This is a genomic window from Paenibacillus sp. CR_12, assembly GCF_041953985.1.
Taxonomy (GTDB): domain Bacteria; phylum Bacillota; class Bacilli; order Paenibacillales; family Paenibacillaceae; genus Paenibacillus_AQ; species Paenibacillus_AQ lautus_A.
This window is the reverse complement of record NZ_JAVFHO010000004.1, coordinates 143,690-169,955: the sequence shown is the minus strand read 5'-3', so window position 1 is coordinate 169,955 and position 26,266 is coordinate 143,690. Positions and strand designations below refer to the sequence as shown.

Below are 26,266 nucleotides of genomic sequence, written 5' to 3'. Positions count from 1 at the left end.
AGAATGTTCGTTTTCAAGAGTTTTTTAATGGTAATTCGAAGGTGTAAATAATCAGTAGCGATGTTATTATATGGATTGTGTCTTTTTGCAGTAATTTTTCGTCCAAGCGCCGATAGCCCATCATAGATTTTTGAAACGATTCCCAATATAATGCGTAACAATACTCACTGCTTTAAATGGAAGGGGTTGTCATCATGGATTATGGAATGAACGTTATTTTGTTTGAAAAAAGACCGGACGGTGAGCTGGTGCAGATTGAAGAGCGGGCATGGACGATGAACATGGTCGCTGCGCTGGAGCACGTGAATTATATCGTCGCGGGCGGCAGGGAATATGAAACGATCGAAGGCAGATTAAACGTTGACACGGGCAAACTGGAGCTTCTGCTCGTTCCGATGCGGAACGATTAATTCTGTCCGAAAGGAGACATCATCTTGAGTAATGAAAAAGACAAAAAAGACCAGCCCGCTTCCAAATGGCTGACGCCGGAAGGCAAACCGATTCGAGTCTTATCAAGCTCGCTCGGCATCGCCTTGTTGGCGAATGCGTTTCTGGTGTCGGGCGCGGCAGCGAAGGATCTCGCTTCGGAAGCGGTTACCTCATCCGAAGAGCCGCAGCTGGTATCCTGGTCGACGGAAGAAGTAAAGAAGTATTTTGACAAGAACGTGGACTGGAACATCCCGTTCCCTAGCGCAGAAGAATTCGAGGAAGAGCCGGCGGAAGGAACATCCGCAGGGTCAGCCGGGGGAACGACGGTAATCAATAACTATGGCGGCTACAATTCCGGTTTCGGGTGGGATGATCTGCTGCTCTACCACATGCTGTTCAACAACGGCTCCTACTATTCCTCCAGCGGATGGTACAACAATCATCGCGGATATTACGCGAATAACGGCAAGCCTTACAAACCCCGCACGTATTCGAGCGGTACGTTCCAGAACAAACCGGTGGTGAACTCCAATGTCCGTCCCAAGACCTCAACGTCCTCTTCGGGAACGATAACGCGCCGCTCCACATCGTCCAAGTCCGGCGGCATTGGCGGCAATTCCAGCGGCTTCAGCTCCTCGGGTTCGAAATCCAGCTCCAGATCCGGCGGTTTTGGCGGATGAGCCGCGAAAGCGTGTTTACCGTTTCGGGACAGCCTGACCCCAATCGGGATGAGCGGGTATCGAAGCTCGCCGAGCTTGGCTTTACCTGGGCGAATCTGGAAGGGGAAGCCTACTGGATAGACCAAATCGTCACCATACGTCAAGAGACCTATCGCGAGCTGGAAGAAGCCGCTGCGGTACTGTGGGCGACGCTGGACAAAACCGTACGTTACGTTCATCGCAACCATCATATTTACAGCTTGATCGGCATTCCGCCGATTCTGTGGCAGATGCTGGACGAATGTCCGCTGCCGGAGGAAGGGTTGATCAGCCGGTATGCCAGATTTGACTTTGCGATTGCCCATGACGGCAGCATCAAGCTTCTGGAGCTGAATGCGGACACACCCACAGGGTATGTTGAGGCTTCCATTGCAACGCCGTGGATGTGCGCTCAGGCCGGCATCTATTCTCCCAATGAGCGGATGCAAGAGCTGGTGGCACAAGCGTGGGCGGCAGAGCGTCCGGATACGGCCGCATGCATTGCTTACGGCGAGCATCTGGAGGACTCCGGCACGATCGAAGCATTGGTCCGGCACAGCGGGCTGGATATCAAGCTGGTGGATTGTCTGGATCTATGGGTGGACGAAGGCATGCTGAAGGACGGCGAAGGCCGGGAGATTCACCGGATGTTTGCTCTTTATCCGAAGGAATGGATGTCCGTCGATGATGGCGGAGATGCGCTTGCTTATGCCATCGAGACGGGGCGACTCCAGCTGTTCAACTCGCCGCACAGCATTCTGCTGCAGTCCAAAGGCTTGCTGGCCGCCATGTGGGGCATGTATGAGCTGGGCCTATTGTTCGATGAGCAAGAACGTGAAGCGATCGTTAAATATATGCTGCCGACATACAACAAACCGGTGTTCTCCGGCAATTTCGTATCAAAGTCGATGTTCGGCCGAGAGGGTGGTTCTGTCAAACTGTACGACCAGACAGGACAAATCGAGGTAGAGGATCAGGACGGATATGATACTAGCGTCATGTTTCCGACGGTCTATCAGAGGAGGGCCGAGCTGGCTCGCGTCGAGACGGCGGAAGGGGAATTTCATTTGCTGACGGGGTTGTTCGTCCTTAATGGTATCCCATGCGGTTTGCTGGGACGGGCGGGCGGTTTGATTACGGGCAATTCGAGCCATTTTATCGCAATGGGAGTGAAATAAATGCAGTTGAAACAAGAGAAAAGGCAGCAAAGCGGTGCTCCGAAGGGAAAGAGGAAACCTCCGGTCGTCCTGGCGGTGCTTATCTTATCCCTTTTGGTTTTAGCGCTGAGCGCATGCTCCGGCGGCAGCTCCACCGTGTTCCATACCGGATCGGAGGAAGTATCTTCAACCTCTAGCCGCGTGCCTTGGGACTATCGCATCATTGAAGGGACCGTCGGCGATTTGATTGGCGGCGACATGACCGTCCTGCCGGATAACGAGCTCCTGCCTAACGATAACAACTATGCTACAGGGGACAAAATTTGGACGCTGCAATTCATGGACGCCGAGCTGACCACGGATGCGAATCAGCGCAACGATATCCGGTTATCGTCCTGGCAGACCATTAAGTCGTTTAAGGATAAAAAGACCGCGGAATCGGATTTGGCCAACCTGAAAGTGACCGTCAAAACCGACGTGAAGCTGGTTGGGGTATATAAAACAACGTACAAAAAAGACACCAGGCATTTTGCCGTCGTTGAGCTGCCGACGGGCAACCGGATCAAGCAGCCGATCGACGAGAAGCGTTATGCCGCAATGGAGAAGAAGGACACGGTTGATGTTGTATTGGAGGAAGTGCACGATTTCGCCGATTACGACTTGGCCTATGCAAAATTTCGGGGGTGGGCGGATTGACGGTCGTCATTAATATTGTTATAAGTGTGATCTGCATTATCGTGCTTCAATTGCTGGGCATGCTGATTTTCAGCTGGATGACCCGGTTTAACGACATGGAAGAGCTGAAGAAAGGCAATGTCGCGGTTGGTCTGGCATTCGGCGGCAAGTTTATGGCAACGGCCATTATTTTGGGCATATCGGCATATACGAATTCATCGATATGGCATATGATACTGTGGTTTGCCGTTGGATATGTATGCTTGATCGTTGCCTATTGGGTATTCGAGCTGGCGACGCCGGGTCTTCGAATTTCCGAGCACCTGCAAAAGGGCAACGTAGCGATCGGCATCCTGCTGGCGATGGTGTTCATCGGCACAGCCTTTGCGATCAGCAGCCTGATCATTTAGGCCGATTTGCACCCATGGGGAGAGGAGCAGGAGCGTGCACTTTTTTCTGAGATTATCTTTGAAAATGATGCGTCTGCGTAAAACAACGATCAGCGTGATCGTGGTGCTGTTTGTGGTGCTTTGCTCGACCCTGGCATTCCTGCTGGAGCCGGAAACGTTTCACCATTGGTTTAACGCCCTTTACTGGGTGCTTACCACGATGGCCACCGTAGGTTATGGCGATTATTATGCAGCTACCGTACCGGGCAAGATATTAACGATATTCATCTATATCTTTGGTATCGGGCTGCTCAGTTTAGTGATCGGTAAAGTGATCGAATCGTTTGGAAGCATGCAGCGGCAGAGAGGAGCGGGCAGGTTGAACTTTAAGGGCAGCGGCCATGTCATCATTATCAATTGGAGCAAAAAAGCGATGTCCGCGATCGACGAGATTCTGTCGTATTCGCCGCAGTCCGAGATCGTGGTCATCGACGATTCCAGCCGGCATCCCGTGGAGCATCTCGAACAGGTGCATTTTGTAAGCGGCGATCCTGCATCGGATGACGTGCTGATGAGAGCCAACATTCTGGAGGCCAAATCGGCCATTGTCTTCGCGGACGCTCGGATCGACGAATCGGCGCTGGTGGACGGCAAGTCGCTCCTGATTGTTTCGAGCATCGAGCGGATAGCGCCGGACGTACATACCACGGTGGAGATCATGCAGGAGAAGCATGTGCAGAATTTCCGCCACAATCAAGTAAACGAGTTTGTCCTCTCGCACGATGCCGTTTCCCGATTGGCGGTGCGGGCAGCGCTGCAGGAAGGAAACTCGGATGTGCTGATGCAGCTGCTCAGCCGCCAGCACGGCGACGATATTTACGAAGTGGCATTAAACCCTGCATGGAAGACCTACGGGGATGCATTTCAGGATCTGCTGCGGCAAGGAGCGACGCTGATCTCCGATCGCAGTGACCTCAGCATCAACCGCAAGCTCGATTTGCCGATTCCGCGGGATGCGAGGCTGTATGTGGTTTCGGACGAAGCGACCATGAACCGGATTGCCGGTAAGCTTGCTTGAGGGGCTGCGAACATTTCATTAAAAGACCATGCTGTCTCACGTGAACGGGTGAGGCAGCATTTTTTATTGCGAAGCTGCCAATTACGAATTGACGTTTCGAAATCATATGCGTTAATCTGTTTGTTCCAGGTGGTCGGTGTAAATCGACTGCTTGACCTGCTGGATTCTCGAAAATGACACTTGGGTCAGCGGTCGGATGTCATGGGTACACGGCAGCTGACTCCTCGTTTGAGGGCTGTCGGCAGCCAAAGTATGGGACATCCGTCGCGGATGCATGGACATACTCCAAAGTGAAAACGCCCCTGTTTAAACAGTGGGCGTTTTTTCCTATGGGCTTCAGATCATGTCTCTTAGCAAGTTCACGCTGCTCTTCTCCAGTGCCATGGGAAACAGCTTCACCTTGCCGGGAGCTAACGATCGAACCTCTTCATATACGGCATCAGAGGCATACACCTGATCGGATTGCTCGATCCGCTGCAGCAGGTCTTCCCGATGATCCAGACCGGCCAGGCTGGCACGGACCCCATCGATACCGGCTTCTTGAACGCGGCCGGCCATCCACTGCGCACCTGCCTTCCCCAGGCAGACAAAACTGAGATGGCTGCCAGGTGTCAGCCGGGCAATATCAAGCAGGACCGACGTTTCCGCATTCGCGCCAATAACGAAAGCTTTTTTGTCGTATTTGCTGCACAGGGCTTTGACTTCGGAATCATGATTAAGCGTCGTGACAATGAGGCTCGAATAGTCGAACGCTTCGAGCAGCGCTTGTTCTCCCGCCAACAAATCCTCCAGAAACACCGTTTTGACTTCCGCGCCCGTAATTTCCTCAATCGCTTTCTGATAGAAGGGGAAATCATGCCCTTTACATTCGATGAACAGAATTCGCCGCTCTGCGTTCAGGACAGGCTCCTGCAGCAGCGTATAGGCAAGGGATGCGGCAAAGAACTCGCTCGCCGGGATATGAAGGGAGCCCAACTCCTCCGTCGTTCGCTCTGCGAGCTCATGCATCAGCTTTCTGCGATTTCGAAGCTCTTCTACCTGAGGGTTGTTCAGAACCTGCGTTCCTTTGCCTTTATGCATGGAGACGATCCCCTCGTCCTTCAGCTGGTTGTACACCAGGTTTACGGTGTTGCGGTTCAGCCCGAGGTTGTCCGCAAGCGCACCCGCCGGGGGCAGCATATCGAATGGTTCGATCTGTCCAATACCAATCAGCCACTTTAACTGTTCCTTGACTTGCGTGCTTACATTCATGGGAGCATGCGGGTCGACTCGAAGCATGAGCTTGTGCGCCATATCGAGACCTTCTTTCCTAGTCAACTAGTAATTTAACTTTACACAATAAACGGAAAATATACAACAAAGGTATTGACATGTATAGTTTTAAATCGTTATTTTATATATAAATAAATAACTAGTTAATTATGAATATGGAGGGTTAATATGAAGGATCAAGCTGATTCTTTTTTGCAGAAAATGAAAGGGGGGGCTAGAAGTCCGTTGACCGTTCGTCCCATGAATCTCGCCGTTGGCTTTATCGGGGGTGCCGTTTCGATCGGCTTACTGGCCCTTCTCTCCTCGCTCGCAGGAAGTCCATGGATCATGGCGCCCTTTGGGGCGAGCTGCGTGCTGGCGTTTGCAGTCTGGGATGCGCCGTTATCACAACCAAGAAACCTGGTCGGAGGGCATCTTATTTCCACGCTTACGGGACTTGTCGCGCTGGAGGTCCTGGGTGACGGAATATGGGCCATGGCGATCGGCGTGGGAGCCGCGATCAGCCTGATGGGAATGACCAAGACGACCCATCCTCCCGCCGGCGCAGACCCCTTGGTCGTTATTATGGCTGGAAGCGGCTGGTCATTCCTGTTCACGCCTGTGCTCGTCGGATCGGTCATGATCGTGGTGGTGGCTCTGCTTGTCAATAATGCGGTAAAGGAACGAAGATATCCGACTTTTTGGTGGTGAAGGCAGTTTTTTCTTTGATGAATAAACGGTAATCATGGCAAGTTCTTCAATCTCATATCGTCAACAACAGACCCGGACCGACAATGGACCGGGTCTGATTTATGTTGTCGCACCGCAGATTTGAACATTAGCCAAACTAATTTATATAACGCAATGAGGGGAAATCCAAACCGAAATCCCGAAAAATAGGCGATACTTACCACTTGATCCTGGTTATCAAATCTATAGAATATTACACAATCCCGGTACAGGACTCTATTCTCATTTTGGATAAAAGGTTAATATTGCCAAACCTTTACAGAATGCGGTTCTCAGCCGTTTTTTTATACGACTTTGGTATCAAATTTGTCATAACTATGGATAATGATGTAAAAATGACCGGAACTTTAGCAATTTTTTTGCGTTTAACATTACGATTCGCGAAAATTTTCTGAAAATATTCGTAAATCTCGCTGTATCTCACGGATGGGATGAAGTCGTTCGGTTCCAGCCTTGTCAGGGCAAACGCACATTGGTTTCACACAACTAACATCAGGCTGTGAAGTTGTCAATGAACAGGCAGGAAGGAGCAGCGATTTGATTTATCGGGGAAAAATTATGGAAGAAGTTTGTTTTACTTCTTTTTGACTACTATCGAGATCGGAAAAGTTGGTAAAGAAGGAATATGGTATCGGGAGCGCATCGGCTATAGAATGACGAGTATGGCTCAGTCGTCATATGTCGGTGCAGCAACAAGCATGTCAAAGAAAGGGCAGGTGAGCAACGAAGACGATGAGCAGGCGAAAATGGTGGGTGGTCGCAGCATTTTGCACTATAGTGCTTCTCTGCGGTGCCGCTGTAATCTTAGGATATCTACGGCCGTCATTAAAAACGTATGCGGATGCGGACGGCGTGAAAATGAAATTCAAAACAGAGGGAACCTCCTTTCTGGTATATGAGGATGAAGAGGTTTGGAAAGAGGTTTTTGCCAAGGGCGTGAACCTGGGCGCAACCGTACCCGGGCATTTTCCCGGCGAGCTGCCGGCCACCGAGGAAGATTATCTGCGCTGGTTCAAACAGATCGATGATATGGGAGCAAACGTCATTAGGGTCTACACGGTGCATAATCCGGTCTTTTATTCCGCGCTGGTGAAATACAACCGGGATAAAGGCGATGATCCCCTGTACTTCATGCAGGGCATCTGGTCGCCGGAGGAGCAGCTAATCGAGCGTCGGGATGCGTATGACGAAGAAATCGTCCAAACGTTTAAAGCGGAGATCTCGAAGGCTGTCGCTGCAGTTTACGGGGATATCAACGTTGAGCCCAAGCATGGGCAGTCGAGCGGCAAGTATAAGGTCAATGCGGGCAAGTACCTCATGGCCTGGCATGTGGGTACGGAATGGGACCCAGCCATGGTTGATAACACCAACAAGGTACATAAGGGTGTCCCTCAGTATAAGGGGTCCTATTTCTCGGGGACGAAGGACGCAAGTCCCTTCGAGAATTGGCTGGCATCTTTATTGGACTACACGGCTGCCGAGGAGCAGAAGTACGGATGGCAGCATCCGATGACATTTACCAATTGGGTCACGACGGATGTGCTTGAGCATCCGGGGGAACCGCTGTTTGAAGAAGACCTGGTGTCCGTCGATGCAAGGCATGTCGAACCGGTGAACTGGGATGCGGGATATTTTGCGGCATACCATGTGTACCCGTACTATCCGGATTTTTTCCGGACGGACAAAACATTGCAGACCCTTCCCGACGGGGACGGTGGCTACAACACGTACAAAGCCTATTTGCGAAAATTGAAGGCAGAGTTCGAGGATATGCCGATCATGGTTACCGAGTACGGCGTGCCTTCCTCCATCGGTATTTCCCACCACGGTCCTGGAGGGAAGGATCAAGGAGGACATGACGAGGCGGAGCAAGGCGAAGTAAATGTCTCGCTGACCCAGGATATTTACGACGAAGGCTATTCCGGAGCGATCTTGTTCATGTGGCAGGACGAATGGTTCAAGAAAACATGGAACACGATGCCTTTTGAAATACCGGCAGACCGCCGGGCATTCTGGTTGAATGTGCTGACCAACGAAAAGATGTTCGGCGTTCTGGCGATGCAGCCGGGTAAAGCGGAACAAATTACGATCGACGGGGATTTGACCGACTGGGATCAGGTTCCTGAAGGGGAAGTCAAAACCTGGTCCGGTACGGCTCCGGGCGTAAAGAACATGAAGTTGACGCATGACGAGGCTTATCTGTATATCGGCATGGAGCTGGACGAAGCATTTGATCCGAAACGTTCCAAACTCTTCATCGGAGCGGACACCATCCCTGGCGGCGATATACCGAAGAAAGAGCTGGCGGGACGAACGCTCACCGGCGGGGCTTTGGAAACGTTGATTCAGGTAGGTCAAGAGGACGAATCCCAGGTAACCATAGCGCCATCTTACGATTTCCACAGCCGGCTGTACGGCAAGGAAGGCTATTGGATGCTGCCGGGAGAGGAAGCCAAGGGAACGAAGGACGATCCCGTCGTACCGGGCGGCTCGTTCCATTCCTGGAAGCTGGCCATCAGCCTGCTGATGAATCCGCCGGACACCCGATTCTCCCATCCGTTTGTGGATGAGACGGTGGGGACGCTGAAACGGGGAACCAGCGATCCGGAATCTCCGGATTTCAACTCCCTTACGGCATGGCAGTACCAAGACCGCTTCGTCGAGATGAGGATTCCGTGGATGCTTCTAGGATTCGGAGATCCGAGCTCGCTGCAGGTGCTGGACTACGGTCCGCTTCAAGACAAGCGCACGTTCAGCACGACCACGGCGGACGGTATCCGGCTGGTTCCATGGATCACGGAAAGATCCGAGAACACCGGCAAACCAGCTTCAGGATCGGGGCAGTCCATTAATCTGCAGGACATCGAGCCTTATACATGGGAGCTGTGGGAAGCAACCCAATACAGCGAACGCTTGAAGCAAAGCTATTACGATATGCAGGAAATATTCACGCGTCTCCCTGAAACGGGGCGGCAGCCAGATGCTAAATAAAAGGAGGAGCCATCGGAGATGTTTTCAAATTTAGAAATGGCATACGTCTTTGTCTATGTATGCCTCGGCCTGATTGCAGCCGGCATTATCCTGTTGTTCCAAATGAAGATCAAGCATAATGCCATACAAAGAGAAACGGAACGATTTACGGAAAAACACCATGATTACTTTGTGTATGTGCAGAGTCATCTGCATGATGATACCACGCTGGAGCTGCCGCCAGGCAAATTGACGTCGGCCGAACGCCGGGTCATCCAAGCCAAATTTATGGAGTGGATCGAGCAATTCAAAGGCGACGCCAGAGAGAAGCTCCTGCGTTTGTGCCGGGACGCCGGGTTTGTGGAACAGGAAATTCGGGCATTATCCAGCATGAGGAAAGACCGCCGCATTGAAGCGGTCTACCGCCTCGGCGGGATGCGGGCGGAAGAGGCCGTTCCCCAGCTCCAGCAGCTGATGAACCGGACGAAATACGGTCCGATGACCATCATCATTGCGCGGGCAATTGCCAAAAGCGCGGTTTCGTCCCAGCAGATTCGGGAAATGTTGTCCAAGCTGCTGTCTTACGATAAAGCCATTCACCATATGGCTGCCGATATTTTGCTGGAGACCCGGCTGGATTCGGCCAGCCTCATGCGCAAGCTTCTGGACGATCCCGATCCAGGACTGGTCAAGGTTTCGCTTGTTGCCATGTGGGGACAGGCCATTCCGGCCGTCGTGCCGGCACTCGACCGATTGGTCGGATCCGAGGAGAAGGACGTGCGTGCCGAGGCCGTCAAGCTGTATCTTGGCTCGAACCCGGCCCTGAAGGATGACACTATTGTGGCACTCATGAATGATCATGAGTGGGAAGTGCGGGCGGCAGCGGCGAAAGCGCTCGGACGGCTTCATGCCGCAGGCAGCATTCCGCTCCTGGCTTCAGCCTTGAAGGACGAGAATTGGCATGTGCGGAACAACAGCGCGGAGAGTCTTGCCATGTTGGGAGAACAAGGCTTCGAGACCTTGTGCCAAGCCGCGCTTACAGGAGAAGGTCCAGCCAGGGAAACGGCCCTGTACCGGATCGAACGGATCATGTCCAACGAAGGCGAATACGAACAAGTGGAGCAAATGGTGGCATTTAATAAAAGAAAACTGGTGTACGATCGTTATTTCGGCGTTCAAACGAACAAACGGATCGGCACGGTTGCAGGAGTAGGAGGAGATTACACTGCTTAGAGATATCCTGCTCACTTACGGGATGGTGGCGATTTATTACGTCATGATCGTTAGCGCGCTTTATTTTGTAATTCTGATGTTTTCTTTCAGAAATATTAAGGATATTTTCAGACGCGCGACGTATTCGAAATACAATACGCTTTCGGGCTCGGAACTGGTACCATCGGTATCCTTGCTGGTCCCGGCCTATAACGAAGAGCTGACGATCGCGGAGAATGTCCGCTGCCTCATGACGCTGAACTATCCAACCTACGAGGTCATCGTCATCAATGACGGATCCTCCGACGAAACGCTGAAGGTGCTGATTGAGGAGTATGGTTTGACACTGCTGCCCAATCCGGAGATCCGAGGCAACATCAGCACGAACAAGGTGCGGGGCATTTATTATAATCCGCAGTACCCGCAGCTATACCTCATCGACAAGGAGAACGGCGGTAAAGCGGATTCCTTGAACGCGGGCATCAACCTGTCCCGTTATCCGCTGATTTCTTCCATCGATGCGGATTCATTGCTGGAGAAGGATGCGCTGATCCGGATGGCCCGGATGTACATGGAGAATCCCGAGGAGACGGTGGCGATCGGCGGCGACGTCCGGATTGCCAATGGCTGCGTGATCGAGAACGGTGAGGTTAAGGACGTATCCTTGCCGCGCCGGATGTGGCCGATGTTTCAATCGATCGAATATTTGAAAGCTTTTCTGGGGGGCCGAATCGGGTGGAGCCATTTCAACGGGCTCATCATCGTCTCCGGGGCCTTCGGTTTGTTCCGGAAAGACTATGTCATTGCGGTTGGCGGCTATCGCGGCGGTTACCCCGGCGAAGATATGAACATCATTATCAAGCTGCACCGTTATATGCTGGAAAATAAAATCAAATACCGCGTTTCCTTTTGTCCGGAAGCGGTGTGCTGGACGCAGGCGCCGGACAGCTACAACATTTTGTCCAATCAGCGCAAGCGCTGGGGACGCGGAAACTTGAAGAACATGATCGAGAACCGGGATATGGTGTTCAATCCGAAATATAAAGTCATGGGCTTGTTGACAATGCCCTACAACGTTATTTTCGAAGCGCTAAACCCTTACTTCAGAATTACGGGCCTTCTGGCTCTGCTTGGATATGTTTTGCTGGATATGACAAATTGGCATGTGCTGGTCGTGTTCGGGCTCGTCAATTTTTTAAGCGGGTACCTGCTCAGTGTGGGAGCCCTCATCCTGGAGGAGATGGCCTTCCGCCGGTATACCAAATTGTCCGACCTGGTGAAAATGCTCCTCTTCTCGGCGCTCAAGTTTGTGGGTTACCATCAGCTTGGCGTGCTGTGGAGAGTACAGGGACATATTCAATATTTGCAAAACAACAATTCATGGGGCACCATGACCCGGCAGAGCTGGAAAGATAAGAACGAGGCGGCTTGACTTCAAGGCCCGGTTCAAATGCAGCATCAAAATATAAAGAGAGGTGGGACTTACTGTTATGTCTCAATCGGCAACATTGCAACGCGTGCAGGCCGTTGATTTTTACGGCCGCGTGGAGGAGGAAGTGAGAGAACATCCCAATGGAACAGCATTGCTGTTTCTGTACTGTGCTGGCAATCCGTCCGGGACGGAGGCTGAGCTGGCGGAGGTTCAGAGCTTTATGGACCAGCTGACCGGCGTAAACGGCGAGGTTCTGCACGACGCCAATACCGGCGTATCGGCTGTTACCCTGCCTGGCTACACGCTGGATGCCGCCCATTATCAGGCACTGCTCCTGAAGCAGCATCTGCAGGGCCGTTTCGAGCAAGCGGACCCGCGTATTACGCTTGCAGCGCTTACGGAAGCGCCGCCTCGGCAGACGTTGAAGCAGATGGCGGAAACCGCCAGGCTCAGCACCTCTTCGGATATTCATATATTTACGCAGGAGGAAGCGGACAGCGGCCAAAACCGCATTCTCATTGTGGACCAAGATGCCACGGTGAGGGAATTTTTACAGATTCGCTTGGCCATGCAGGGTTACGAAACGCTGGAAGCGGTGGATGGTTTGGAGGCACTGGAGCTCATCCCGAAATGGGAGCCGGATCTTGTCCTGACCGAGCTGAACCTGCATGGCATCGACGGCCTGCCGTTCATTCATCATATCCAGCAGCTGGACGTGAAGGAGCCGCCGAAAATTGTCGTGTTAACCGAGAAGCGGGTAGAGCAAACCATCAGCCAATGTTTCCAAAACGGGGTCGATGACTACGTAACCAAACCGTTCTCGCCGGTGGAGCTGGATGCCCGCATCCGACGCTGCCTTCATTAAACACATGGTTATTAAAGCTTTTAGTTAGATGAGATTCAGGATTGATACGTGATTAGTTGAGCTGAAGAGGTTCTTTAATCGCAAGGAAAGAGTTCAACAAACAAGTCTGTCTTTTGGCCGACGAACAAAAGAAATAGACGAATAGACTATACATCCGATGGAGGTTGAATACTTGTGAATGAGGAATATGAAACTTTATTGAGTGCCATTGAAAATAAGAAAGCTGTACTGGGTGTTGTGGGACTAGGTTATGTAGGTTTGCCGCTGGCTGTGGAAATGGTGAAACAAGGATTTACGGTCATCGGCATCGATCTGGATTCCGACAAAATCGACCGCATTTACCGCGGCGAGTCCTACATTACGGACATCTCGTCCGAAGAGCTTGCGGCATGCATGGAGACCGGACGCTTTAAGCCGACAACGGATTACAGCATGATCGCCGTCATTGACGCGGTCAGCATCTGCGTGCCGACGCCGCTCAGCGAGAATCAGGACCCGGATACTTCCTACATTACAATGGTAGTCGATCAGCTCAAACGCTTCATGAAGCCTAATCTGTTAATTACGCTGGAGAGCACGACGTATCCGGGAACCACGGAGGAACTGATTCAACAACCGATCGAGAAGCTCGGTTACAAGGTCGGCCAGAACTTCTATCTGTGCTTCTCGCCGGAGCGCGTCGATCCGTCCAACAGCCGCTTTAATACGCGGAACACGCCGAAGGTGATCGGCGGAACGACGGATGCCTGCCTGAAGCTGGGCGAAGCGCTGTACAAACAGTACGTGGAGACGGTTGTACCTGTCAGCAATCCGAAAGTTGCGGAAATGTCGAAGCTGCTGGAAAATACGTTCCGCAGCGTGAATATCGCCTTCGTCAACGAGATGGCGATGATGTGCGACCGTATGGGCATCGATGTATGGGAAGTGATCAATGCGGCGGCCACCAAGCCGTTCGGTTTCATGCCGTTCTATCCGGGGCCAGGCATCGGCGGCCACTGCATCCCGCTGGATCCCATGTACTTATCGTGGAAGGCCAAGGGCTTCCGCTTTTACAGCAAATTCATTGAGCTGGCACAATCCACCAATGACAACATGCCTTACTACGTGATCAACAAAACGGCGACGATTCTGAATGAATATGCCAAATCGATCAAACGCTCCAATATCCTGTTGTTAGGCATGGCCTACAAACCGGACATCAGCGATTTGCGCGAATCCCCGGGCCTCGAAGTTTACGAACAGTTCAAGGAGAACGGCGCTTATGTGGATTACTACGATCCGTATGCCAACAGTTTCGTGGATAAGCAAGGCGAAACGATTCGCAGCGTGGAGTATGATCTCGCGAAATTCAGCCGGTACGATTGCATCGTCCTCATTACGAACCACAGCAATCTGGATTATCATTCGATCGCTTCGGCCGGCGTGCCGATCTTGGACACGCGGAATGCATTTAAAGCGTATGCCGAGCCTCATATTTACAAGATCGGCCATTCCGTTCAGCATGTGCCTGAGCCGGGCGAGGCTGTCTTGATCTGATGAAATGGACGAGAAGACTGAGGCATATCGATGCAAAAGCGAAGTGGATCATCTTGGCTGCCGGCATCTGTCTTTTGCTGCTGATCCTTTTTCTTCTTCCGTCAGGCAAGGTGAATCAAAACAAGGCTACCTGGCTGTGGGATGCAAGTCTGATCCGAAGTGAAACGGAGGAGATTGTAGCCTTTAGCGGCAGGGAAGGCATTACAACGATCTTTTTGCAAATTCAACAAGAGGTTACGGACGAGGAGTACCGCCATTTCGTGGCTGCGGCACATCGGCAGGGCATCAGCGTCCATGCTTTGAACGGCCACCCCGACTGGGCTTATGAGGAAGGCCGGCAAAAAGGGATGGACCTGCTGGCCTGGCTGGAAGAGTACAACCAGGCTTCCGCCCCCGAGGAGAAATTCGAGGGCGTGCAGTTCGATGTGGAGCCTTACGTGCTTCGCAGGTGGGATCGCGAACAGGAACGGGTGGTAGAAGAATGGAGCGCCAATACGGAAGTCTGGGTCCAGGAGGCCAAGCGTCAGGGTCTCCCGTTCAGTGCCGCGGTTCCGTTCTGGCTTGATTCGATACCTGGACCTAGCCGAGCGGATACCGATTCGTTCAGCCGCTGGATGATCCAAAATACGGATGCGATTGCCGTTATGGCATACCGCGACAGCGGGGAGCAGATGTATGAATTGTCCAAGGAGGAGCTGGAGCAGGCCGACGAACTCGGCAAATCCGTGTGGATCGGCATGGAGCTCGGGGATACGGACGAAGGCGAGCATTTGACCTTTTATTCCAAGAGCGAGCAGGAGATGGAGGACGAAGCCCTGCGTGCCGCCAAGCTTGGCAGCGACCATTCCTCCTTTGCGGGATTGGCCGTCCATCACTATCAGGCCTGGGTCCACAAACGAACCGCGATGGGCGGGGAAGAGCGGTGATATTGCCATGATGGCCTGCCGCCCCTGCTCCGTGTTACAAGGAAACAACTTCATATCATTCACTCATTCAACGTACCTCCGAAGGTCTCCAAGAGACTTTCGGGGGTATTTTTTTTGTCCAAGGAAGGGAAGAGAAATCGGGTCTGCGCGGTATTGTCTAGAAATTGTAGAGAACCGAATTCTATAATGGGAATCATTGAGCGGCAGGCAGAGGAACATGCTTTGAATCAAAAGGAAAACATTGACATAAGGTGGAAGACGATTCCTAAGCTCTTAAATTATTGATTTTTGAAAAAGGTGGAATTTTATGAATTTTTTCAAAAAAGCATAGCAATTACGTCAGGTTGGTGTTAAATTCTAATGGTTTGTTCAGGAGGGGCTCCACAATAAGCCCTGTTTGAAATGTTAAAGGAGTATTCAAATGAAGAGAGTTTCTAGTAGTAACCGAGTGTTTTGCATGCTTTCCCGAATGACCGCTTTGCTGGCGATCCTGGCGTTTTTGGGCGGCTGCGGTTTTTTTGGCGGTAAAGCAGCCTCCAGCGATGAAGCGGGAGGACCGATAGCGCCTGCTCAAAAGGTGGAGCGGTATACGGGGGAGAAGAGCAGGGAAATGCCGTACGTGTATACGGCCAGGAAGGAATTGGCGCTTACCTTTAACGGCATGGGGGATAAAGCCACCATGACGGCACTGATCGATGAACTGGAAGCGTACGGAATCAAGGCGACCTTCTTTCTTCCGGGCATCCGAGTGGCGGAGGAGCCGGACATTGCGGGGGCAATCTTGGCCGGTGGCCATGAAATCGAGAACAATACGCTCAATCAGCTGGATATGAACAAGCTGGATTACGACCAGATCTATAAGGAGATCAAGCTGGCAAACGACGTTATTGAACGGGAGACCGGCGCCCAGCCCCGCTATGTCCGGACGCGTTCGGGCGATTACCCGGAAGATGTGCCGCTGGCGGCAGCGCATCTTGGAATGAAGGCGGTTGTCAGCTATAACATCAATCCGAAGGACCGCGATATGCAGAGTGCCGAAGCCATCGGAGAATACGTGGCGAGGTTCGTCTCCAGAGGCGGGATCATCTCCATGAACACCGACGTCAATCCGGAAGTGGTCTCTTCTATAAAATACATTGCCAAGGCCGTGGACGATATCGGATATCGGCTGGTTACGCTGGATGAGCTGGTGCAGAACGGGGGCGAGCGAAAGCCGCTCGAGCAAATTCCGGGATATGACGCTGCCCGCATCAATCCGGATTATCAACGGGCGAAGTATGAGCTGGTTTATCAAGTCGATACCGACAAAAAAGAAGTCGCCCTGACGTTTGACGATTTCGGAAGCGATAAAACGGTGACCCGCATACTCGATATTTTGGCCGAGCATGATGTCAAAGCGACCTTCTTCCTGAGGGCCAAAGGCGTGGAAAGCAATCCGAATTTGGCGCGGGCGATGGTGGAAGGCGGGCATGACGTGGCCAACCATTCCTACAGCCATCCCGTCGTTACATCGCTGACGCCCGAAGAGCTTCAGCAGGATGTCGTCAAGGCGCATCAGGTCATTACCGAAGCCATCCAGCAGCAGCCTGTCATGCTGTTTCGTCCGCCGACCGGCGTGGTCGACGATAAACGGGCCAAAGCGTTGGCGGCAGTCGGTTACCCGGTGATTGCCATGTACGACGTGACGACGCTGGATTGGGATATTTCCAATAGTGCCGACGATATTGTGAACGGGGTTATGACCAAGACGCAGCCGGGAAGCGTCATCTTGCTGCATATGCTGGATGACATTCATACCATTGAGGCGCTGCCCCGCGTGCTGGAAGGCCTCAAGGATAAAGGATACACGTTTGTAAAAATGGCGGACATGATGCAGTTGCAGGACCAGGCCGCAATGGAGATGGAGTAAAATGGAATTATATGAAAACATGCTGGACCGCGTGAATAAATTGGCGGTCGTCGGACTGGGCTATGTCGGACTGCCGCTGGCGGTCGCGTTCTCGAAAAGGCTGGATGTCATCGGCTTTGATCTGAGCGAGGCGAAGGTATCTCAGTATCGCAGCGGATTCGATGCTACCGGTGAGATCGGAGATGCCCTGCTTGCGGGCTGTGCGGCCGATTTCACCTCGGATCCGGACAAGCTGAAGGAGGCTCGCTGCTTTATCGTGGCCGTTCCGACACCCGTAAAAAGCGGCAATGTGCCGGACCTGAAATTCGTGCGGAATGCCAGCCGTTTGGTCGGCCGCGCCTTGACGCGGGGAGCGGTGGTTGTCTATGAGTCAACGGTCTATCCGGGCGTTACGGAGGAAGTCTGCATTCCGATTCTCGAAGAGGAGTCGGGCCTGCGGCTGGGCGAGGATTTCAAGGTGGGATATTCTCCGGAACGGATTAACCCCGGAGACCAGGTCCACCGGCTGGAGACCATCGTGAAAATCGTGTCCGGCAATGATCAGGAGGCGCTGGAGACGGTTGCCAGACTGTATGAGCTGATTATCGAGGCAGGCGTTCACCGGGCGGAATCCATCCGGGTGGCGGAAGCGGCAAAGGTCATCGAGAATGCGCAGCGCGACATCAACATTGCCTTTATGAACGAGCTTTCGATGCTGTTCAACCAGATGGACATCGATACGAATGCCGTGCTGCGCGCAGCGGAAACGAAATGGAATTTCCTACCGTTCCGCCCTGGTCTCGTCGGCGGGCATTGCATCGGAATCGACCCGTATTATCTGACGTATAAGGCCGAGGATACGGGGTATCATTCCAAGATTATTTTGGCAGGACGGCATATCAATGACGGAATGGGAAAATACGTCGCCCAGCACGTCATTAAACTTGCGATTCGCCAAGGGATAGATCTGATGAAGGCGAAGGTGGCCGTCATGGGCCTTTCGTTCAAGGAGGACTGCCGGGATATCCGCAATTCCAAGGTCATCGATATTATTCGGGAGCTGCAGGATTACGGAATCCGGCCGATGGTGGCGGACCCGCACGTAGACCCGAAGCAGGCTTATGAGGAATACGGCATCGAGCTGTCGGACATGAGCGAGCTGAGCGGAATCCAGATTGCGGTAGTGGCGGTCGCTCACCGGGAGTTCAAGCAGCTCGGGATTGCGGCATTCAAGGAGATGTTCAGTTCGGAACAGGCGAAGCTTCTGATCGACGTGAAGGGAGCTTATCCAAAAACCGAATGCGAAGCCCATGGCTTTCATTATTGGAGTTTGTAAGATAACGATGGGAGAAGGCAATGAGGATTATAAAAAGAAAGCAACCGAAGAGCACCAAGGAAGTGCTAACGCTTCCGCGCACCGACAGGCGGACACTTTCCTATGTGCCCGATCCGGAGCAGATCCGGATGAACGCGGACCGAAGAGGCAACCGGGCGCAGAAGCCCGGGGAGGATTTGTCCAGCTCTGAGTACGTCAACAAGCTGCGGATGCTCAGCCTGCGTTACGAGGCGGATTTTGAAGTTTTGCTTGTCCCGAACGGGAAAAAGAAAAAAGCCGGGATTAAGGGCGTGGCTGCCGATATTTCGGCCACGGGCCTTCTGCTCAGGCTGCCGGATGACTCTTCAAGCCTCGAAGTCGGCGACAAAGTGAAGGCGCGATTCCGCATCCCGCCGGGGGCTATGCCCGAGGGCTTCGAATCGAGCGTCAGAATCGATGCAGCCGTTGTCCGCAGGGCCCTGAATTCGACGGAAGCCGGCGAAGAGCATCTGCTTGCCTTGGAGTTCGAGAAACCGCTCACGGATTATTTTCAGCGCAAACGGTGGGGGTATTCCGTATATTCCGCCAGCGCATTGCTGTTCATGGCGGTGCTCTTCATCATGCTGATGCGGGCGGAGAGCATCATTTATTTCAAATACAACATGGTGCTGTATTTGTACAGCCTGATCGCGGCCCTGTTTCTGCTGACGCGCTACCTGTTCGGAGCGTTGTACCGCGATGTGCCGATCAATCCGGATTATACGCCGGGAGTTTCCATTATCATCCCCTGCTTCAATGAAGCGGAATGGATCAAACGCACGATACTCAGCTGCATGAATCAGGACTATCCCGTAGACAAGCTGGAGGTCATTGTGGTGGATGACCGATCGACGGACCAGTCGGTACAGCAGATCCAAGACATGATCGAGTTGATTCATTCCGAGGCGGAGCGTTACGCTACCCGGGAGCGCTTGTCCTATATGGTGCTGCCCGAGAATGCGGGCAAACGGGTCGCTCTGGTCAAAGGCGTCGAGATGGCCAAGCATGACCTGGTGGTCTTCGTGGATTCGGACAGCTTCCTGGATCCGACGGCGATTCGCCACCTCGTCCAGCCCTTTCAGGATCCTAAGATGGGCGGCGTTGCCGGACGGACGGACGTCGAGAACAAATATACCAATAACATGACGAAGCTGCAGACCGTCCGTTATTATATCGCCTTTCGGATCATGAAAGCTGCAGAGTCCTGGTTTGACAGCGTGACCTGCCTGTCGGGTCCGTTATCCTGCTATCGGAAAGAGCTGATCGAGCAGCATGCGGACGCTTGGCTGAACCAGAAGTTTCTGGGCAGGCCCGCCACCTTCGGAGACGACCGGAGCATGACGAACTTTATTTTGAAAACGCATCGGACCGCTTACCAGGATTCTGCCATTTGCTCGACGATCGTGCCTTCGCAGATGAAGGTGTTTCTGAAGCAGCAGATGCGGTGGAAGCGCTCCTGGCTGCGCGAATCGCTGCGGGCCGGAAGTTTCATATGGCGCAAAGAGCCGTTTATGGCGTTGTTTTTTTACATAGGCCTGATCGTGCCGATTGCCGCGCCTGTCGTGGTTGCCTACAACCTCATGTACGTGCCGATCGTTCACGGCATTTTCCCGGGGACCTTCCTGATGGGATTGCTGCTGATGGCGCTGCTGATGAGCCTGGCCCACCTGCTGTTCCGGAAGAGCAGACTTTGGGTGTTCGGCTTCGTATTCTGTCTCTTCTATGAATTCGTCCTGTTATGGCAGATGCCGGTGGCTTGGTTTACCTTCTGGAAATCGACGTGGGGGACCCGGGAAACGCCGCAGGATATCGAAGCCAGGGAGAAGAAGGAAGCCCGCAAGCGCAAAGGCAAAAAATTCGGATTACCGTTCTGATCGTGTCAAAGCGGTTGAAGTGAGGATTGAAGTGAGGATGACATATGGCTAAAAAACAAAAAACAGCCCTCAATGTTCGGCGAAAAAATCGCAGGAAAATCATCAAAGTAACGGCACAGGTCATTGTATTGGCCGTTGCAGCCGTCCTGTTGGCCAATGCGATTTTCGATTTTCGAACATATAAGGAGCCGGACAGATCCGCCTGGCGTCAGGATCAGGGCTTTATTGCCCTGTCCTATTTCGGGGTCGGCCGCACCGGGACGTCCAAGCTCGTATCCAAGGCCCAGCTGGATGCCCAGCTGAAGGCCTTATACGAACAGGGCTATACGACGATTTCGCAGCAGGATATCATCGATTATTACAGCCATGGCAAGAAGCTGCCCGACAAGGCGCTGTACCTGTCCTTTGAAGACGGGCGGAATGATTCCGCGCTGTTCGCGCAGCCGCTGCTTGAAAAATATAATTATAAGGCTACCTTTTTGTCCTATGCCAACAAAATGGGCAACAGCGAACGGAAATTTCTGCAGCCGAAGGACATGCTGAAGATGACCCGCACCGGGTATTGGGAGCTTGGGACTAACGGCAACCGGCTGACCTATATCAATATTTTCGATGATGAGGGCCGTTATGTCGGCGTTAAAGACGAGCGCGAGCTGACGGTCAAATCCAACGTGGAATATTACAACCACTATTTGATGGATTTCATCCGCGACGAGAACATGATTCCGCTCGAGAACCGCGCCGAGATGGAAGAGCGGATCCGGGCCGACTATGCGGCAATGGACAAGGTTTACACGGAATCGCTCGGTTACGTTCCGCTCACGTATATGATCATGCATGCCAATGCGCTCGGCGGAGGAATGAATCAGCTTGTGGCGAATGCCAATTCGGATCAGATTCAGAAGTTGTTCGGGATGAATTTCAACCGGGAAGGCGTTGCCTTCAATTCGAAGGATAGCGATCTGTATAATCTGACCCGGGTCCAGCCCGCGCCGTATTGGTCTACCAATCACCTGTTAATGAAGCTGCATAAGGACAAAGGGCAGCCTATGCAGTTTGTACGGGGCGACACGGAGCAGGCTGACAAGTGGGAGCTGCTTGGCGGAGCGGCAGAATTTACGGATAACCGGATGGTGGTCACATCGCCCCCGTCCCAGGCAGGAACCGTGTATTTGAAGGGCAGCGGGGAGCAAGACGTCACCGTCTCGGCCAAAGCGCTTGGCAATGTGGTAGGACGGCAGTCGGTTTATGTCCGTTACGACCGAACGAAGGATTCGTATCTCAGGCTTCTGCTGGAGAACAACCACGTGGTGGTGGAACAGAAGATAGCGGGCCAAGCTCCCGAGGAGCTGTTCACGTACGCCTTGCCGAAGGTGGCATGGGGCGAAGAGGATCTGCAATTCGATAAGGCTTCGGTCTATACAAAGGAGCAGACGCTGTCCGGAGACCGGGATGATGAGAATGAGTACCCTGTCAACATACTCGGAAATCGGTGGCTGGAGATTTCGGTGAAAGGCGATGCCCTGTCCGTGAGCGTTGATCGGCAGGTGCTTTTGGACCGGCAGCCTGTGGATGCATCGATCGGCGCAGGAGGCGTGGCGCTTGAATCGGAGTATCATGAGCAGAACGAAAAGGATGATATTTACGACGCCGTCTTTGAAGATGTCACGATTGTGTCGGAGCAACCGGGTGCCGAACGTAAGCTGCTGTTTACGAACAAGCCGTCCGGACTTGCCGGTGTCCTGACCGGCGTGCAGCGAAGCATGAATCGCGCGGTCGACTGGGCTGTCGAGACTTTCTAAAAATTGGGCGTAGGACGTGAACAACGAATGAAGAATCGCAGGAAGAAATGGGCGGCAGCTGCGGGGTTTGCCGTATTGTGCGCTGCCGTCTCCTTCTGGTGGTTGGAGGATCAAAAGAAGGAGCCATCGATGCTGCCCCAGCCGCTGCAGGCGCAAGTCAAGCTGTCTGCCTGGATTACGGATTGGCAGTGGGAGACGGGCATGACAGATTGGAAGCAGCTCGGTGATGGGCTTGAAGAAATCAAGCTGTTTGCAGCCTATTTCAATCATAAAGACGAGCTTTACTTGACGTCGGATTTTCGGGAGGCGCTGCCTGCGTTCCTGGAGGCGTCCAAGGAAGGGGGGCCGGCTCGCGGCGTCCTGACGATCGTCAACGATCGTTTCCATCCCGATGGAACGGCCAAACAGAAGGATCCGGAGCTGATATCCCGGCTCGTCGCTACTCCCGAAAGCCGCAGCCAACATATCAGGCAGATTCTGGACATGGCATCCCAGCACGGCTTCGACGGCGTGGAATTGGATTACGAGAAGGTCCGCAAGGAGGATGGGGCCAACCTCTCCGCGCTGTACGAGGAGCTGTATGAGCGTCTCCGGGCGGAAGGCCTCTCGCTTCGAATCGTGCTGGAGCCTGGCGTATCCCTGTCATCGCTTAAGCTGCCGGAGGGGCCGGATTATGTCCTGATGGCATACAACCTGTACGGGGGGCATAGCGGACCCGGACCGAAGGCGGATTATGCCATGATCAAGGAGCTGGGGGGCAAACTGCGGCAGCTGCCGGGAGACCATGCCATCGCGTTGTCGGTTGGCGGGTTTGACTGGGCGGAGAATGGCAAGGCGGTTTCTTTAACGGAGAAGCGTGCGGTAGAGCTGGCGCGTGCCAGCCCGGACGAACCGAAGCGGGATCCGGACAGCGGGGCCCTATACTTCGAGTACACGGACGACCAAGGCATCGGGCATACCGTATGGTATGCGGACGGAACGACCCTTGCCGGATGGATGGATGCGGCGGGGGAGGCGGGCATTTCGAAGATTGCGATCTGGCGGCTCGGCGAAATGGATGCAAATACGCTGCAGAAGTTGAGCGAAATTCGACAGCAATCCCATCATGAATGATTTCGCATAACCCAAAAGGACACCCCGCGGCTTCAATAAGAAGCCGCTCGGGGTGTCCTTTCACGTATGGGAACATTCGGGGGGCAGTCCGCTCGTCATTCTGTCCGTCCCCATCGAAAGGGGAGTCAATGGATGAGCTTTGAAGCTTTCGCTTTGCGGATCAGCCCGCTGCTGGCCCGGTTGATCGGCTTCTTGAGCACGATCCCGATCACAAGCGCGATCGCCGCGAAGACCAGCATGAGCAGCATATCGCGGATGACGATATCCCACAGGATGCCGCCGACGGCTTCCCGCATCATGCTGATGGCATAGGTGAACGGCAAATACGGATGCAATGCCTGGAAGAACGGCGGCGTCATCTGGATCGGAAAGGTCCCGCCCGCGCCGGCCAGCTGCAGCACGAGCAGAACGATCGCCATCGCTTTTCCGACATTGCCGAATACGGACACCAGCGTATAGACGATCAGCATGAAAACGCAGCTGATCAGCAGCGCAAACAGAATGAACCAGCCGGGGTTCACCACATAGGTTCCCAGCAAATAAATATCGCCTAGGGTAACGAACAGCGCCTGGAACAGGGCAATGGTCAGAAAGGTGAGATAGCGTCCGAAGTAAACCTCGATGCTGCGGAAGCTTCTCTGCTCATCATGTACGTCAACGGAGAGCAGGGAAACGAGCAGCAGGGCGCCTACCCACAAGGACAAGGTCGTGAAGAAGGGCGACATCGCGGAGCCGTAGTTCGGGATGGGGTACAGGCGATTCTCTTCCAGCGTAACCGGCTCGGCAAAAAACTGGCTCTCGAGCTCGAAATTGTTTTGGAGAAGATCGATGATCTCTTGAATATCCCCTTCCGCTTCCATCTCGCGCAGCCGGTTGGCCAGCTGCGTAATCCGAAGCTCCGCCTCCGGCAGGCGATTTTGGGCGAGCTGCACTTCTTGGCCTCCCACTTTGAGGCCTTTCCGTGCATCTTGAAGCAAACGCTGGATGTCGGGGACGCTGGCAAGCGCCTGGGTCAATTCCTGCTGAACGCGCTTGGCCGTATCGGAGCCCTTGGTGAAGGCCTTGCTTATCGCCGGGCCGATTTCGCTGTCGTACCGGCTTAGCAGCGCGTCGGTCAGCCCCGTAATGTCATCGGTCAGCTTCTTCAGCTTATCGATGGAATCCGCAGGTGCTTCCTCCCCCCGTTCCACCGCTTGGGCAATGGTTTGGAGCGCGGCTTGAGCCGAGGTCCATCGTGCGGCAATGTCCTCGAGCTTGGCCGCCGCGGAAGCCGCCGCCGGGGAGATCGAGCCCAGCCGCTTGAACAATTGCCCTAGCCTGGCCGCGGCTTGCGCTGCAGTCTGAGCGCGCTCCTTCGCAGCGGTCAGGCGGCTGGCCAGCTCCTTCGGGTCGATGCCTTTTTGCCCTAGCGCGTCCAGCACTTGCGAAAGCGTTCCGGTGGCTGCACCCAGCACCTCCAAGTCCTGCCGCAGCGCAGGCTCCAGCGATTTCGAGGCCCCTGCGGCCTGATTCGCGAACTCCGCCAGCGCACCGGCCATTTCCTTGCCGTCCGTGGCAATCCCTTCAAGGCGGGGCAGAGCGGCATCGGCCTGCTGAACCAACCGGTTGGCCAGCTTGATATCCTGCTGGGCCGTGCTCACCGCCTCGTTGAGCTCGGGAAAGCTTTTTTCGAGCCGGAACAGCAAGCTTCGTACTTTGTTGATCGCAGGGAGCTGGTTCTCGATCTCGATCCCGAGCGTGTTGAAAATCTCGAAGATGGTGCCGTTGGCGGTTTTGATGAAATTTTTGCTGACTTCCTCCACGACGGCAGATGCCCCCTGGGCCGTCACCTTGGGCGAAATGGCGTTGATTTTTTCGTTCGTGTAATAGAGGATCTGTGCCTTGACGGGCTCATTGGTCAGTACGGTGCCGATCCGGGCGGAGAAGTTCTCCGGAATGACGATAGCGGCATAATCGGTGCCGCGCCGCACCCCCTGTATCGCATTCTCGCTGTCCTCCGTAAACCGCCACCCCAGCTTCTCATTGCGATGCAGGGACTCCACGATTTCTTTGCCCAGGTTAATGGGCTGGTCGCGAAGGGTGGTGCCTTTATCCAGGTTGGCAACGGCAATGGATACACCTGAGGTTTGGCCGTAGGGATCCCAGGAAGCTTCGATGTTAAACCAGGCATATAGAGAAGGAAGGAGGGCAAGCCCCCCGATGATAACGGCTGCAGCCCAATTGCGGACGATTCTACGGATATCGGCAGAATATATATGGATAATATTCTTCATGAGCGCTCCTGTCTTGTACGTAGTTGGAGCTAGTATACCGCCAAATCCGTGCCAAGATACGAAACGAGCCGCTCTTTTATCTCTTCCTTGAGAGAGGGCCGATCGCAGAGCAGGCTGCCTTCATACCCGCGGCACAGATAATGCACCTGCAGCCCTTCCTCGGGGGTACGGCCCTGGCTTTGAATCCGGATGCCGCGCCGCTTCATCTGCTGTTGAATGGACCAGGCGCGTGCCGAAATCCCTTTTTGGATATGCTGCAGATTTAAAATATAGATTTCGGCCATTTTGAGCTTGAGGGTCTTGAGGATTCCAATATCCCGTTCGAGAACAGACTGAAGCAGGTCATGCAGCAGATAATCTTTGATCAGGGCTTCGTCTTCGACCGAAGGCGGAGGAGGAGTGGAAGGTTTCATCATAAGAGACACATCCCCGGACTTGAAAAAATATAAGAACACACGTTCTATTATATACATGGTATGCCATGCTTATTCGGCCTGCAACCATTAATTTCTGGCATTTGTGATCACCCCGGTGGATTCATGGCGGCATATCGTTTACACTCCTGATAACTGCATTTTTCTGGAGGAGATTAAC

Annotated in this window: 21 protein-coding genes; 18 read left to right on the top strand and 3 right to left on the bottom strand. The window is 53.4% G+C overall.

Annotated elements, in window-relative coordinates:
• Positions 1 to 194: 194 nt before the first annotated feature.
• Genes RB297_RS16440 through RB297_RS16415 form a run of 6 tightly spaced genes read left to right on the top strand, consistent with a single transcriptional unit; the run spans position 195 to position 4,426 of the window.
• Positions 195 to 410 carry a hypothetical protein gene (locus RB297_RS16440; protein WP_015734394.1) on the top strand — a complete coding sequence of 72 codons (216 nt, stop codon included), beginning with the start codon at positions 195 to 197 and terminating at the stop codon, positions 408 to 410.
• A 24-nt stretch (positions 411 to 434) separates the two neighbouring features.
• Complete coding sequence (locus tag RB297_RS16435) at positions 435 to 1,109, top strand: hypothetical protein (protein WP_096773191.1); 675 nt, start codon at positions 435 to 437, stop codon at positions 1,107 to 1,109.
• Positions 1,106 to 2,305, top strand: a complete 1,200-nt coding sequence (locus tag RB297_RS16430) for a glutathionylspermidine synthase family protein (RefSeq protein WP_096773192.1) — start codon at positions 1,106 to 1,108, stop codon at positions 2,303 to 2,305. Before RB297_RS16435 ends, RB297_RS16430 begins: the two co-directional genes overlap by 4 nt.
• A complete protein-coding gene (locus RB297_RS16425) occupies positions 2,306 to 2,980 on the top strand; it encodes a hypothetical protein (protein WP_096773193.1) in 675 nt (224 codons plus the stop codon).
• Complete coding sequence (locus tag RB297_RS16420) at positions 2,977 to 3,369, top strand: DUF350 domain-containing protein (RefSeq protein ID WP_009592598.1); 393 nt, start codon at positions 2,977 to 2,979, stop codon at positions 3,367 to 3,369. The genes RB297_RS16425 and RB297_RS16420 overlap by 4 nt, the downstream gene beginning before the upstream one ends.
• Before the next feature lie 34 nt (positions 3,370 to 3,403).
• A complete protein-coding gene (locus RB297_RS16415) occupies positions 3,404 to 4,426 on the top strand; it encodes a potassium channel family protein (protein ID WP_015734398.1) in 1,023 nt (340 codons plus the stop codon).
• Positions 4,427 to 4,762: 336 nt separating this feature from the next.
• On the opposite strand, the gene RB297_RS16410 is transcribed toward RB297_RS16415, so the two are convergent.
• Complete coding sequence (locus tag RB297_RS16410; RefSeq protein WP_375120965.1) at positions 4,763 to 5,719, bottom strand: GntR family transcriptional regulator; 957 nt, start codon at positions 5,717 to 5,719, stop codon at positions 4,763 to 4,765.
• A gap of 147 nt (positions 5,720 to 5,866) precedes the next feature.
• Between RB297_RS16410 and RB297_RS16405 the strand changes: the two genes are divergently transcribed.
• The 12 genes from RB297_RS16405 (at position 5,867) to RB297_RS16350 (ending at position 23,399) form a co-directional block, all read left to right on the top strand.
• Positions 5,867 to 6,388: an HPP family protein gene (locus RB297_RS16405; RefSeq protein ID WP_375120964.1), complete on the top strand. Its 522-nt coding sequence runs from the start codon at positions 5,867 to 5,869 to the stop codon at positions 6,386 to 6,388.
• Between the two features lie 771 nt (positions 6,389 to 7,159).
• Positions 7,160 to 9,418, top strand: coding sequence for a hypothetical protein (locus RB297_RS16400; RefSeq protein WP_213577687.1), 2,259 nt, complete (start codon positions 7,160 to 7,162; stop codon positions 9,416 to 9,418).
• A gap of 18 nt (positions 9,419 to 9,436) precedes the next feature.
• Positions 9,437 to 10,630 carry a HEAT repeat domain-containing protein gene (locus RB297_RS16395; protein WP_015734402.1) on the top strand — a complete coding sequence of 398 codons (1,194 nt, stop codon included), beginning with the start codon at positions 9,437 to 9,439 and terminating at the stop codon, positions 10,628 to 10,630.
• Positions 10,631 to 10,673: 43 nt separating this feature from the next.
• Positions 10,674 to 12,041, top strand: coding sequence for a glycosyltransferase family 2 protein (locus RB297_RS16390; RefSeq protein ID WP_176502381.1), 1,368 nt, complete (start codon positions 10,674 to 10,676; stop codon positions 12,039 to 12,041).
• A 58-nt stretch (positions 12,042 to 12,099) separates the two neighbouring features.
• Positions 12,100 to 12,906, top strand: a complete 807-nt coding sequence (locus tag RB297_RS16385; RefSeq protein WP_096773198.1) for a response regulator transcription factor — start codon at positions 12,100 to 12,102, stop codon at positions 12,904 to 12,906.
• Positions 12,907 to 13,080: 174 nt separating this feature from the next.
• Positions 13,081 to 14,442 carry a nucleotide sugar dehydrogenase gene (locus RB297_RS16380; protein ID WP_015734405.1) on the top strand — a complete coding sequence of 454 codons (1,362 nt, stop codon included), beginning with the start codon at positions 13,081 to 13,083 and terminating at the stop codon, positions 14,440 to 14,442.
• On the top strand, positions 14,442 to 15,368 hold the full coding sequence (locus tag RB297_RS16375; RefSeq protein ID WP_096773199.1) for a hypothetical protein: 927 nt from the start codon (positions 14,442 to 14,444) through the stop codon (positions 15,366 to 15,368). Before RB297_RS16380 ends, RB297_RS16375 begins: the two co-directional genes overlap by 1 nt.
• A 421-nt stretch (positions 15,369 to 15,789) precedes the next feature.
• A complete protein-coding gene (locus tag RB297_RS16370; protein WP_375120963.1) occupies positions 15,790 to 17,277 on the top strand; it encodes a polysaccharide deacetylase family protein in 1,488 nt (495 codons plus the stop codon).
• A gap of 1 nt (position 17,278) precedes the next feature.
• Positions 17,279 to 18,592, top strand: a complete 1,314-nt coding sequence (locus tag RB297_RS16365) for a nucleotide sugar dehydrogenase (RefSeq protein ID WP_375120962.1) — start codon at positions 17,279 to 17,281, stop codon at positions 18,590 to 18,592.
• A gap of 20 nt (positions 18,593 to 18,612) precedes the next feature.
• The gene (locus RB297_RS16360; RefSeq protein WP_375120961.1) at positions 18,613 to 20,484 is read left to right on the top strand and encodes a glycosyltransferase family 2 protein; all 1,872 of its coding nucleotides are present in this window, start codon (positions 18,613 to 18,615) and stop codon (positions 20,482 to 20,484) included.
• A 44-nt stretch (positions 20,485 to 20,528) separates the two neighbouring features.
• On the top strand, positions 20,529 to 22,286 hold the full coding sequence (locus RB297_RS16355) for a polysaccharide deacetylase family protein (RefSeq protein ID WP_375120960.1): 1,758 nt from the start codon (positions 20,529 to 20,531) through the stop codon (positions 22,284 to 22,286).
• 27 nt (positions 22,287 to 22,313) lie between these two features.
• The gene (locus RB297_RS16350; RefSeq protein ID WP_375120959.1) at positions 22,314 to 23,399 is read left to right on the top strand and encodes a glycosyl hydrolase family 18 protein; all 1,086 of its coding nucleotides are present in this window, start codon (positions 22,314 to 22,316) and stop codon (positions 23,397 to 23,399) included.
• A 125-nt stretch (positions 23,400 to 23,524) separates the two neighbouring features.
• Here RB297_RS16350 and RB297_RS16345 read toward each other — a convergent pair whose 3' ends face one another.
• Together RB297_RS16345 and RB297_RS16340 are read right to left on the bottom strand one after the other, a co-directional pair.
• Entirely contained in the window at positions 23,525 to 25,672 is a 2,148-nt protein-coding gene (locus tag RB297_RS16345; protein ID WP_375120958.1) for a YhgE/Pip family protein, read from the bottom strand.
• Between the two features lie 29 nt (positions 25,673 to 25,701).
• Positions 25,702 to 26,088, bottom strand: a complete 387-nt coding sequence (locus tag RB297_RS16340; protein ID WP_375120957.1) for a YhjD family protein — start codon at positions 26,086 to 26,088, stop codon at positions 25,702 to 25,704.
• Positions 26,089 to 26,266: the final 178 nt, after the last annotated feature.